Annotated in this window: 8 protein-coding genes; 5 read left to right on the top strand and 3 right to left on the bottom strand. The window is 68.5% G+C overall.

Going from position 1 to position 12046, the window contains the following annotated elements; all coding sequences use genetic code 11:
- Nucleotides 1–38: 38 nt before the first annotated feature.
- Nucleotides 39–1682, bottom strand: coding sequence for a glucose-6-phosphate isomerase (gene pgi, locus OHB23_RS19765; protein WP_328810223.1), 1644 nt, complete (start codon nt 1680–1682; stop codon nt 39–41).
- 174 nt (nt 1683–1856) lie between these two features.
- Between pgi and OHB23_RS19760 the strand changes: the two genes are divergently transcribed.
- Entirely contained in the window at nt 1857–3338 is a 1482-nt protein-coding gene (locus OHB23_RS19760; RefSeq protein WP_328810222.1) for an NAD-dependent succinate-semialdehyde dehydrogenase, read from the top strand.
- Between the two features lie 66 nt (nt 3339–3404).
- On the opposite strand, the gene OHB23_RS19755 is transcribed toward OHB23_RS19760, so the two are convergent.
- The gene (locus OHB23_RS19755) at nt 3405–3731 is read right to left on the bottom strand and encodes a chorismate mutase (protein ID WP_027504161.1); all 327 of its coding nucleotides are present in this window, start codon (nt 3729–3731) and stop codon (nt 3405–3407) included.
- A 299-nt stretch (nt 3732–4030) separates the two neighbouring features.
- Between OHB23_RS19755 and OHB23_RS19750 the strand changes: the two genes are divergently transcribed.
- On the top strand, nt 4031–6490 hold the full coding sequence (locus OHB23_RS19750; protein ID WP_307095407.1) for a UvrD-helicase domain-containing protein: 2460 nt from the start codon (nt 4031–4033) through the stop codon (nt 6488–6490).
- Nucleotides 6491–6567: 77 nt separating this feature from the next.
- Here the strand turns inward: OHB23_RS19750 and OHB23_RS19745 are convergent, their stop codons facing one another.
- Nucleotides 6568–7776, bottom strand: coding sequence for a M23 family metallopeptidase (locus OHB23_RS19745; RefSeq protein WP_328810220.1), 1209 nt, complete (start codon nt 7774–7776; stop codon nt 6568–6570).
- A 245-nt stretch (nt 7777–8021) separates the two neighbouring features.
- On the opposite strand from OHB23_RS19745, the gene OHB23_RS19740 reads away from it, so the two are divergent.
- From OHB23_RS19740 to sucD, 3 genes are all read left to right on the top strand, one after another.
- The gene (locus tag OHB23_RS19740; protein ID WP_328810219.1) at nt 8022–9743 is read left to right on the top strand and encodes a hypothetical protein; all 1722 of its coding nucleotides are present in this window, start codon (nt 8022–8024) and stop codon (nt 9741–9743) included.
- 137 nt (nt 9744–9880) lie between these two features.
- Nucleotides 9881–11044, top strand: a complete 1164-nt coding sequence (sucC, locus tag OHB23_RS19735) for an ADP-forming succinate--CoA ligase subunit beta (protein WP_056446972.1) — start codon at nt 9881–9883, stop codon at nt 11042–11044.
- Nucleotides 11045–11058: 14 nt separating this feature from the next.
- Nucleotides 11059–11961 carry a succinate--CoA ligase subunit alpha gene (sucD, locus tag OHB23_RS19730; RefSeq protein WP_027504157.1) on the top strand — a complete coding sequence of 301 codons (903 nt, stop codon included), beginning with the start codon at nt 11059–11061 and terminating at the stop codon, nt 11959–11961.
- Nucleotides 11962–12046: the final 85 nt, after the last annotated feature.

Genomic DNA, 12046 nt, shown 5'->3' with positions numbered 1-12046 from the left:
ACCCCCGACCCGACGGACCGGCGCGGTCTCGCTGTACGTCAGCGTCCGCGTTCGCTGCGGTACCAGTCGATCAGCGCACCCGTCGACGAATCGAGGTCCGCGCCCGGGCCGTCCGCATCGGTCAGCACCGGCGTCAGCTCCTGCGCCTGGGTCTTGCCCAGCTCGACTCCCCACTGGTCGAACGAGTCGATGCCGAAGATGACGCCCTCGACGAAGACCTGATGTTCGTAGAGGGCGATGAGCTGACCCACCACCGACGGCGTGAGTTTCGGCGCGAGGATCGACGTCGACGGGCGGTTGCCCGGCATCACCTTGTGCGGCACGATGTCCGCGTCCGTGCCCTCGGCGGCGATCTCCTCCGCCGTCTTGCCGAAGGCCAACACCTTGGTCTGGGCGAAGTAGTTGCTCATGAGCAGGTCGTGCATGCTGCCCGTGCCGTCCGCGGTGGGAAGATCGTCCGTCGGCTCGGCGAAGCCGATGAAGTCCGCCGGCACGAGTCGTGTTCCCTGGTGCAGCAATTGGTAGAAGGCGTGCTGGCCGTTGGTTCCGGGCTCGCCCCAGAAGATCTCGCCGGTGTCCGTCGTGACGGGCGTTCCGTCGGCCCTCACCGACTTGCCGTTCGACTCCATGGTGAGCTGCTGCAGGTAGGCGGCGAACCGGTTCAGATCGTTCGAGTACGGCAGCACCGCCCGGGACTGCGCGCCGAAGAAGCTGGAGTACCAGACGCCCAGCGTGCCCAGCAGGATCGGCGCATTGGACTCGAGCGGCGCCTCGCGGAAGTGCTGGTCGATCAGGTGGAAGCCCTCGAGGAAGTCCGCGAACGCCTCGCGGCCGACGGCGAGCATCACCGACAGACCGATGGCGGAATCGACCGAGTAGCGGCCGCCGACCCAGTCCCAGAAGCCGAACATGTTCGCGGTGTCGATGCCGAAGTTCGACACCTTCTCCGCATTGGTGGACACCGCGACGAAGTGCTGGGCGACGGCGTCGTCACCGAGTGCGGCCGTGAGCCATCGCCGGGCGGCCGTGGCGTTGGTCAGCGTCTCGAGTGTGCCGAAGGTCTTGGAGGCGACGATGAACAGCGTCGACGCCGGGTCCAGATCGGCGAGGGTGCCGACGAGATCGGCCGGGTCGACGTTCGAGACGAAGCGCGCCGAGATGCCCGCGTCGGCGTAGTGCCGCAGAGCCTGGTAGACCATCACCGGACCCAGGTCGGAGCCGCCGATCCCGATGTTGACGACGGTGCGGATCCGCTCACCGGTGGCGCCGGTCCACTCGCCGGATCGCACTCGATCGCTGAAATCGCCCATCCGCGTGAGGACCTCGTGCACGTCGGCCACCACGTCCTGGCCGTCGACCTCGAGTGACGCGTCCGACGGCAGACGCAGCGCGGTGTGCAGCACGGCCCGGTTCTCGGAGGTGTTGATGTGCTCGCCCGCGAACATGGCGTCCCGACGCCCGGTGACGTCCGCTGCGCGTGCGAGGTCGAGCAGCAGTTCGAGCGTCTGCCGCTCGACCCGGTGCTTGCTGTAGTCGATGTACAGGTCGCCCGCGGTGACGGTCAGCTCGCTCCCACGCGACGGATCGTCGGCGAAGAAGTCACGGAGGTGGCGATCGGCCACGGCCTCGTGATGTGAGACGAGCTCGGTCCAGGCTTCGGTGCTCGTGATGTCGGCGCTCATGAGCCCTGACCCTAATCGCTGGGCACCCGAGCCGCTGGGACATGCCGACCGGCCTCCGGCCTGCCCGCTGACATGCGATCGCCGTGCGGGAGTGCGTGACGAGTCCCGCCCCACGGGGTAGACAGTCGGTACCACCGGGCGACCCGGCGAGCAGCGACGAGGAGTGCGAGAGACGTGAGCGAAGGAACGAGCAGCGCAGCGACGACCCGGGAGAAGGACCTGATCGCGTCCGTCCCCACGAAGTTGTGGATCGGAGGCAAGCAGGTCGACGCGGAGAACGGCTCCACGTTCCCGGTTCGGGATCCCTCGACCGGGGAGGTGCTCACCGAGGTCTCGGACGCGAGTCCCGCCGACGCCGCACGCGCGCTCGACGAGGCCGTCGCGGTGCAGAAGTCCTGGGCCGCCACCCCGGCGCGACAGCGCGGCGAGATCCTGCGGGCGGTCTTCGAGTCGATCACCGAGCACGCCGACGACATCGCACTGCTCATGACGCTGGAGATGGGCAAGGCCTTCGCCGAGAGTCAGGCCGAGGTGAAGTACGGCGGAGAGTTCTTCCGCTGGTTCTCTGAGGAGGCGGTCCGCATCGCGGGGCGGTACACGCCGGCGCCCGCGGGCAACGGCCGGATTCTGGTGACCAAACAGCCCGTCGGCCCGGTGCTGGCGATCACGCCGTGGAACTTCCCGCTGGCGATGGGCACCCGCAAGATCGGGCCCGCACTCGCGGCGGGATGCACGATCCTGGTGAAGCCCGCCTCGGAGACTCCGCTGACGATGCTCTACCTGGCGAAGCTCATCTCCGAGGCCGGGCTGCCCGAGGGCGTGCTGTCGGTACTGCCGACGTCGAAGTCCAGCGCTGTCACCGGGCCGTTGATCGACGATCCTCGACTGCGCAAGTTGACCTTCACCGGCTCCACCGAGGTGGGGCGGATGCTCGTGGAGAAGTCGTCGAAGAATCTGCTGCGGACGTCGATGGAGCTGGGCGGCAATGCGCCCTTCGTCGTGTTCGACGACGCGGACATCGACGCCGCCGTCGAGGGGGCGATGCTCGCCAAGATGCGCAACGGCGGCGAGGCCTGCACGGCCGCCAATCGGTTCCACGTGCAGAACTCGGTCAAGGACGAGTTCGTCGCCAAGGTGACCGAGAAGATGCGCGCCATGACGGTCGGGCGGGGCAGTGATCCGGACACGAAGCTCGGACCGCTGATCAACGAGGAGCAGCGTGACACGGTGGCCGAACTCGTCGACGACGCGGCGTCCAAGGGCGCGACCGTCGCTCTCGGCGGCACTGCGGAGGACGGGCCGGGCTGGTTCTACCCCGCCACCGTGCTGACCGACGTGGCCGGCGACGCCCGAATTCTGAGCGAGGAGGTCTTCGGACCGGTGCTCGCGGTGCGCGGCTTCGAGACCGAGGAGGACGGCATCGCTGCGGCGAACGACACCGAGTTCGGCCTGGCCGCGTACATCTTCACGCGGGATCTGGACCGGGCGCTGCGCGTGGCGGAGGCCGTGGAGACCGGCATGGTGGGTGTCAATCGCGGGGTGATCTCCGACGCGGCCGCACCGTTCGGTGGGATCAAAGCGTCGGGATTCGGTCGCGAGGGCGGAAGCGAGGGGATCGAGGAGTACCTCGAGACCAAGTACATCGCCCTGCAGTGATGCGGTGAGGCACGGGAACCGCCCGTCGTCTGGGCGGTTCCCGGTCGAGCTCTACGAGCGGTGGACTCAGTGTCCGAGGCGGCCGCGGCCCAGGCGGAGCAGGAGCATGGCCAGCGTGTGACCCTCCTGGCCGAGGTCGCTGAAGCGCTGGAGGACCTTCATCTCGCGGCTGTGGACGAGGCGGGGTCCGCCCTGTGCCATCCGCGTCTGACCGATGGTGCGGGAGACCTCCGAGCGGCGCTTCACGGCGGCGAGGATCTCGGCATCGAGGCGGTCGATCTCCTTGCGGAGCTCGTCGATCTCGGCTTCGGACGTCGGCAGGTTCGCGTCGTCGGCGTGATCGTTCGACTCGGACGATGCCGATGCTGCGGTGGTGTGAATCGCTGTGCTCATATCAACTCCTCGTGTCAGAACGTGTGTCGCTCTGCTCTCACGTTCTGTTACGCGATTTCCACGAATTTCCGCGGAAGTCACGAAACGCCTGGTCACTACGGTCGGGTGCAGTCGGTGTGATGCCGTTCGCCGGTCGAGCCCGGGCAAGAGTATGCCCGTGTCACTCCCCACGTAAAGAAGGAGCAATTGCAGATCGGCGTGATACGGCGAGCGGCAGAACTCCGACACGACAGGGATTCGGCGCCCACGGCCCGAGTGATGGTGTCGGTGTCGGTGACCGCCGGTAATCTGGACGGACGATGAACACACAGTCACCCGCACGCGCCACCAGGTCCTCGGACCAGCTCCTCGAGGGCCTCAATCCCCAGCAACGCGAGGCAGTGATGCACTCGGGGGGACCGTTGCTCATCGTGGCGGGCGCCGGTTCGGGCAAGACCGCGGTGTTGACCCGTCGCATCGCGTATCTCCTGGCGGAGAGAGATGTCACACCCGGCCAGGTCCTCGCGATCACGTTCACCAACAAGGCCGCGGCGGAGATGCGGGAACGCGTCGTCCAGTTGGTCGGGCCGCGGGCCAACTTCATGTGGGTGAGCACGTTCCACTCGAGCTGCGTGCGGATCCTCCGGAGCCAGGCGGCGCTGCTTCCCGGCCTCAACTCGAACTTCTCCATCTACGACGCGGACGACTCGCGTCGGCTCCTCACGATGATCGGCAAGGATCTGCAGCTCGATCCGAAGAAGTTCTCGTCGCGTCTGCTGGCGACGCAGATCTCCAATCTGAAGAACGAGCTGATCGATCCGGACCAGGCCGTCGCCGACGCGGAGAAGGAGCCGGCCGAGCTGCCGGCCGTCATCGCGAAGGTCTACGGCCACTACCAGCAGCGTCTGCGGGCGGCCAACGCGTTCGACTTCGACGATCTCATCGGCGAGACGGTGGCACTGCTGCAGAGCCATCCGGACGTCGCCGAGTACTACCGGCGCCGCTTCCGCCACGTCCTCGTCGACGAGTACCAGGACACCAACCACGCGCAGTACATGCTGGTGCGCGAGTTGGTGGGCACCGGATCGACGGCGGAGGGCGACGTCGCGGCAGTTCCCCCGAGCGAACTGTGCGTGGTGGGCGACGCCGACCAGTCGATCTACGCGTTCCGCGGCGCGACCATCCGCAACATCGAGGAGTTCGAGCGCGACTATCCGGATGCGCGGACCATCCTGCTCGAGCAGAACTACCGGTCCACCCAAACCATCCTGGCGGCAGCCAACGCCGTCATCGCGCGCAACACCAACCGTCGTGACAAGCGGCTGTGGACGGACACCGGCGACGGCGATCCGATCATCGGCTACGTAGCGGACAACGAGCACGACGAGGCCAAGTTCGTGGCGTCGGAGATCGATCGGCTGGTCGACGGCACCGACTACAAGTACTCCGACGTCGCGGTGTTCTACCGGACCAACAACTCCTCGCGCGCGCTCGAGGAGATCTTCATCCGCCTCGGTCTGCCCTACAAGGTGGTGGGCGGTGTGCGCTTCTACGAGCGCAAGGAGGTACGCGACGTGGTCGCGTACCTCCGCGTGCTGGCCAATCCGGACGACACGGTGAGCATGCGGCGCATCCTCAACACCCCGCGCCGCGGCATCGGCGATCGTGCCGAGGCCTGTGTCGCCGTGCACGCCGAGCGGAAGAACATCAGCTTCAACGCCGCGCTCCTCGATGCCGCGGCCGGCTCCGTTGCGCTGCTCAACACGCGCGCGCAGAACGCCATCGCGTCGTTCATGGAGATGATCGGCGAGCTGCGGGCCACCATGAACGCGACCGATGCCGACGGAAACGACGTCGCGGACATCGGCGACATCGTCGAGGCGGTGCTCGACCGCACGCGGTATCGCGCCGAACTCGAGGCCAGCTCGGATCCCCAGGACGGCGCTCGCCTCGACAACCTCAACGAACTGGTCAGCGTGGCCCGCGAGTTCAGTGCCGACGCACGCAACCTTCAGGGCATCGAGGATCTCGAGGTGGGGGTCGACATCAACGCGGACCTCGACGTCGCGTCCGCAGAACCAGAGGACACCGACGGTGTGGCCGAGCCGGGTTCGCTCGCCGCCTTCCTCGAGCGGGTCTCGCTGGTGGCCGACACCGACCAGATCCCGGACAACGGCGACGGTGTCGTCACGCTCATGACGCTGCACACGGCCAAGGGGCTCGAGTTCCCGGTCGTGTTCGTCACCGGGTGGGAGGACGGCCAGTTCCCGCACATGCGAGCGCTCGGTGATCCTGCGGAGTTGTCCGAGGAGCGTCGACTCGCCTACGTGGGCATCACGCGTGCGCGGCACCGGCTCTACCTCACTCGCGCGATCATGCGCTCGGCGTGGGGGCAGCCCATCAACAACCCCGAATCGCGCTTCCTGCAAGAGGTTCCGCAGCATCTCATCGACTGGAAACGGGAGGATCCCGGCGTCGGCAGCGGGTTCGGTTCCAGTGGTGGCTCGGGGCGCCAGCGCGACTGGACGTCGAATCCCCGTGGTGGATGGTCCGGTGGGTCGTCGCCGTCGGCCACCCCGACACCCAGCTTCGGCAAGGCCCGGTCCAACAACACCCTGACGCTCGCCGTGGGTGATCGCGTGAGCCACGACAAGTACGGTCTCGGGACCGTCGTCGAGTCCGAGGGATCAGGTCAGCGTGCGATGGTGCTGATCGACTTCGGCACGTCCGGTCGCGTGAAGATGATGCTCATCGGCGGAGTGCCGATGACCAAGCTGTGAGAGGGCACGGAAGAAAGGTCCGGCGCCACCGTCCATGACGGTGGCGCCGGACCTTCGACGTGAGTGGAGGTGGGAACTCAGTCGCGCTCGGGGCCGAGAGCGATACCGCGGGACGCCAACCAGGGGAGCGGGTCGATCTTGTTGTCCCCCGTGAGGTGGACCTCGAAGTGGAGGTGCGGGCCGGTGGACTGGCCGCGGTTGCCCATCTTGGCGATCTCGTCGCCGGCCATGACCGTCTGGCCCACCTGGACCTCGGACGAATCGATGTGGCCGTACACGGTGATGGTGCCGTCGGCGTGCTGCAACCGGACCCACAGTCCGAAGCCGGCCGCGGGGCCCGAGTCGATGACGGTGCCGTCGGCCACGGCGTACACCGGCGTGCCGATGGCGTTGGCGATGTCCACGCCGGCGTGCAGCGTGCCCCACCGCGAGCCGAAGCCGGAGGTGTAGGTGCCGAGCGCGGGCAGTGCGAAGAGGGGACGCCGTGCGGCGGCCTCGCGAGCCTCGCGCTCCTCGCTGAAGCGCTGGCCCTTCGCGAGGAGCTCCGAGAACTGGCCCAGGTCGACCGGTGCGGCGATGTTGAGGATCTGCGGTGCCGCGGAGGTGGAGGGGGCCGTGACGGGCGCTCCGGTCGACGTGGCGGTGGGCACCGAGTCGACGTGCGCGGCCGGCTGGTCCGCGACGATGCCGGCGGCGGTGGAGCTGTCGACGATTCCTGCGGACGCGGCAGCTGCCGGGGCCTGGCCGGCGGCGAGCGCGTACTCGGAGGTCTCGGTGCGCTCGGCGGGCTGTGCGTTGTCGATCGCGGCCTGGCCGGCAGCGACGACCGCACCTGCGGCCACGGCGACGACAGCGACGCGTCCCTTGAGGGCGGACGGCGGAGCGGGGATGCGATGGGCGCCGCTGCGCTTGACGGCGATCTCGTCCGCGATGGCAGCCGAGGTCACCGACGGTGCTGCTCCGGCCGGAGCGGTGACGAGGAAGGACGTCGCCGGTACCGAGCGGCGGCGGCGCGTGGACGCATCGCCGACGGCGGCCGGGGTGTACGCGGGCGCGGACGCCACGTAGTCGCTGGACTCGTGCGCACGGTCCCAGGGGGACGATGCTGCATCGGTCGAGAGGGCTTCGAGGGGGCCGGTGTCGGTCAGATGACCGTCCGCCGGCGTGAACACGGTGGTGTCGTGCTCGAACTGCTGGGCCTCGTACTGCTGGGAATCGAACCGACTGTCGTCGGTGGCGTCCGAGACGAAGCGTGAGCGTGTGAACGGAGTTCGGTGGTGCTGCAAGACCTGCCGTCCTCCTGATTCGTGACCTACCCGTGATGTGGAACCTCGTGGACGGTAACGAAATGGTCGCGGCGGGCGCAAGCCAAACGGCTTCTCGGGTCACATATGTGAGGTGGCTCACAAGGTGTCCTGGGTTTACTCGAGGACGAGTCCCGACGCCGATCAGGCACATCGGTGATCTTCCTGTGATCGAGGCGAGCGGCATCACGATCGACGGACACGAGGACCGGATACCGTTCGTCATCGTGACACAGCCGACATCCGCGGGCCGTCGTACCTCAGGTTCCGCGTCCGACCCCGTCCGGCTCGGTGCCCGCGCTCTCGGAGTTGTCGGAGCGCTGGCGGTGGCGGCCGCTCCGTACGTTCCCGTCGTCGGCGGCGCCGACGTGGGTCCCCCGGTGCGGGGCGCGGCCGCCGTCTCGTCGGCGCTCTGGGCGGCGATCGCCCTGCTGCTCCTGGTGCGCGCGACCTGGCCGATCGTCTTCCCCGTTCTCGCGACGCTGGGCGCCGTCGCACTGGGATCGATCGTGGCCGATCTCCAGCTGTTCGTCGGAGCGATCGACGCCGACCGGCTGGAGCTGTTCCGTCCGATCTCGGCCGGCGCGCTGGAGGCGGGCCCCGGAGCCGTGGTGGTGACGCTCGGGCACGCGCTCGTCGTCGTCGCCGGGGTGCTGGCGGCACTCGCGCTGGCGCGGACGGTCGAGTGGGACGACGTCGACGAGGATCCCGTCGCTCGTCGATCGGCATCGGTCGTGGTCGCCGCGGGGGTCGCGGGCGCTCTCGCACTCGCCGCCTCGTTCCTCCTGCCCGCGTACGTGAGCACCGATGCCGTCGTCCTCGCTCCCGCTCCGGTCGCCGGACCCGTCGCGTCGGCTCTCGGCGGTGGACTGTCCGCGGTCGCGGTGCTGGTGGGTGTGGCCTACGCGTTCTCGTCGACCAGCAGGTCCGCGGCGGTCGGCGCACTGACCGGTGTGGTCGCGGCGTCGGCGACCGTCGTCGGCGTCCGCCTGGCTGCCGCGCTGGGGGCGGGCGACCGCATCGACCTCGGCGCGGGCACGGTCGTCGGAGTCGGCGGGCTCTTCGTCCTCGGCGTGGCCACGGTGGCGACGGCGCGCGCGACCTCCGGACCCACGACCTCCGTGCCCCGGCTCGCACGGTCCGCCGCTCCCTCGAACTCGACGCGGCGGCACGTCGTCGCGGGAGCGGTGACCGTCCTGACGGGCATCGCTCTCGGTGTCGGCGCCGTCCTGCCGCTTCTCGACGTCTCGACCGGCTCCGTCCCGACGGTGGTGGGGGATCGGGCGGTGGCCGCGTACGCCGTCGTGACCGTCGTCGGCGGCGTGCTGTTGCTCTTCTCGGAGTTCGCCGCCGCGGTGCGGCCTGCGGTGCCGCTGATCGTCACGGGCCATCTGGCGCTCGCGGCCGCGGTGCTGCAGGCGCTCGTGCTGGGCGTCGGTATCGACGGCGTGTCCGTCGGTGCGGGCGGCTGGCTGCTGGTCGTCGGCACGCTGCTCGGTCTGCTCACGCTCGCGCTCGTCGCCGCGGCGGGCGCCTCGGAGCGGGACGGCGTCGACACCAGCGATCTGGACGGGGCCTCGCGCCCCCTCGCAGCCGCGCTGGCCGTCGCGGCCGGGGTCGCCGCACTGGGGCTGCTCCTGCCGCAGTACGACGTGGTTGGGGAGACCGGCGGCTGGATCGGGGCGCTGCCGTGGGGGTGGGACGTGTGGGGGCGGCTGGTACTCGTGGCCGCCGTCCTGATCGGCGCCGCCGTCGCGGCCCGCGCTCGGGCGTCGCGCGCCGCGGCGCTCCAGATCGGTTCCGCGGTGGCTCTGGCGGGTGTCGCGCTGAGCCCGATCCTCGGCGGCGCGGGCCCCGACGTGACGGCGTCGTCGGGGGCCTTCGTGACCGCTGTCGGCGCTGCGGCATCGGCGCTGGTGGCGGCGGGATTTTTTCGTACTGGCGAGTAGATGTCGGCGCAGGTCGGTGATCTGAACCACAAGTTCGACGGGCTGTCGATCAGGCCTCTCGGTGGAAAGTTACAGTCGCAAGTCGGACCCGCTCCTACCCCTCGAGCGGGCGTCAACGCAGACGAGATGGTGAGCTGATGGATCTCTTCGAATACCAGGCGAAGGAACTCTTCGCCAAGCACGAGGTTCCGACGTCGGCAGGTCGTGTCACGGACACGGTCGCCGGTGCACGACAGATCGCCGAAGAAATCGGCAAGCCTGTCATGGTCAAGGCCCAGGTGAAGGTCGGCGGCCGCGGCAAGGCCGGCGGCGTGAAGTACTCCAAGGACGTCGCCGAGGCCGAGGCGAACGCGGAAGCGATCCTCGGACTCGACATCAAGGGCCACGTCGTCAAGAAGCTCCTCGTCGCCGAGGCCAGCGACATCGCGGAGGAGTACTACATCTCCTTCCTGCTCGACCGCACGAACCGCACGTACCTCGCGATGTGTTCCGTCGAGGGTGGTGTCGAGATCGAGGTCACCGCCGAGGAGAACCCCGACGCGCTCGCCCGCATCCCCGTCGACGCCGTCAAGGGTGTCGACCTCGCCTTCGCGCGTGAGATCGCCGAGGCCGGCAAGCTTCCCGCCGAGGTGCTCGACGCCGCGGCCAACACGATCCAGAAGCTGTGGGACGTCTTCATCAAGGAAGACGCGCTGCTCGTCGAGGTCAACCCCCTCGTGCGCACGCCGGACGACCAGATCCTCGCCCTCGACGGCAAGGTCACCCTGGACGCCAACGCGGACTTCCGTCAGAAGGGCCACGCCGAGTTCGAGGACGCCGACGCGGCGGACCCACTCGAGGCGAAGGCCAAGGAGAACGACCTCAACTACGTCAAGCTCGACGGACAGGTCGGCATCATCGGAAACGGTGCCGGACTGGTCATGTCGACCCTCGACGTCGTCGCGTACGCCGGTGAGGCGCACGGTGGCGTCAAGCCTGCCAACTTCCTCGACATCGGCGGCGGCGCCTCGGCAGAGGTCATGGCCGCAGGCCTCGACGTCATCCTCGGCGACTCGCAGGTCAAGAGCGTGTTCGTCAACGTCTTCGGCGGAATCACCTCGTGCGACGCGGTTGCCAACGGCATCGTCGGCGCTCTGAAGACGCTGGGCGACACCGCCTCCAAGCCGCTGGTCGTCCGCCTGGACGGCAACAAGGTCGAAGAAGGCCGGAAGATTCTCGCCGATGCTGCGCACCCGTTGGTGACACTGGCCGAGACCATGGACGAAGGCGCCGACAAGGCCGCCGAGCTGGCTGCGAAGTAGAGGGCACCGAAACTATGTCTATTTTCCTGAACAAGAACAACAAGGTCATCGTCCAGGGCATCACCGGCGGCGAGGGCACCAAGCACACCGCCCTGATGCTCAAGGCCGGCACGCAGGTCGTCGGCGGCGTCAACGCTCGCAAGGCCGGGACCACGGTCAAGCACACCGCAGCCGACGGTTCCGACGTCGAGCTGCCCGTGTTCGCCAGCGTTGCCGAGGCCATGGAGAAGACCGGAGCCGACGTGTCCATCGCGTTCGTGCCGCCGGCATTCTCCAAGGACGCCATCGTCGAGGCCATCGACGCGGAGATCCCGCTGCTCGTCGTCATCACCGAGGGAATCCCGGTGCAGGACAGCGCGTACGCGTGGGCCTACAACGTCGAAAAGGGCAAGAAGACCCGCATCATCGGGCCGAACTGCCCCGGCATCATCACCCCCGGCGAGGCACTGGTCGGCATCACGCCCGCCAACATCGCCGGCAAGGGCCCCATCGGCCTCGTCTCGAAGTCGGGCACCCTGACCTACCAGATGATGTTCGAGCTCCGTGACTTCGGCTTCTCCACCGCCATCGGCATCGGCGGCGACCCGGTCATCGGCACCACGCACATCGACGCCATCGAGGCGTTCGAGAACGATCCCGACACCGAGATCATCGTCATGATCGGCGAGATCGGTGGCGACGCCGAGGAGCGTGCAGCCGACTACATCAAGGCGCACGTCACCAAGCCCGTCGTCGGTTACGTCGCCGGCTTCACCGCTCCCGAGGGCAAGACCATGGGCCACGCCGGCGCCATCGTCTCCGGCTCGCTGGGAACGGCTCAGGCCAAGAAGGACGCCCTCGAGGCGGCCGGCGTGAAGGTCGGCAAGACGCCGTCCGAGACCGCTGCCCTCGCGCGCGAGATCCTCGAGAAGAAGTAGTCACTCTTTCTTCTCTCACACGAGGGAGGCCGGTTTCCCGCTCGGGAAGCTTGCCTCCCTCGTGTCGTTCCGGGGGACTACCGTC

Origin of the sequence: Rhodococcus sp. NBC_00294 (assembly GCF_036163995.1) — a bacterium.
Taxonomy (GTDB): Bacteria; Actinomycetota; Actinomycetes; order Mycobacteriales; family Mycobacteriaceae; genus Rhodococcoides.
The sequence above is the reverse complement of the archived record's forward strand: the minus strand, read 5'-3'. Positions and strand labels throughout refer to the sequence as shown.

What these genes read in the sequence shown, in the direction of transcription:
- sucC (WP_056446972.1), top strand. Translation starts at nt 9,881, where the DNA reads ATGGATCTCTTCGAATACCAGGCGAAGGAACTCTTCGCCAAGCACGAG.
- OHB23_RS19750 (WP_307095407.1), top strand. Translation starts at nt 4,031, where the DNA reads ATGAACACACAGTCACCCGCACGCGCCACCAGGTCCTCGGACCAGCTC.
- OHB23_RS19755 (WP_027504161.1), bottom strand. Translation starts at nt 3,731, where the DNA reads ATGAGCACAGCGATTCACACCACCGCAGCATCGGCATCGTCCGAGTCG.
- sucD (WP_027504157.1), top strand. Translation starts at nt 11,059, where the DNA reads ATGTCTATTTTCCTGAACAAGAACAACAAGGTCATCGTCCAGGGCATC.
- pgi (WP_328810223.1), bottom strand. Translation starts at nt 1,682, where the DNA reads ATGAGCGCCGACATCACGAGCACCGAAGCCTGGACCGAGCTCGTCTCA.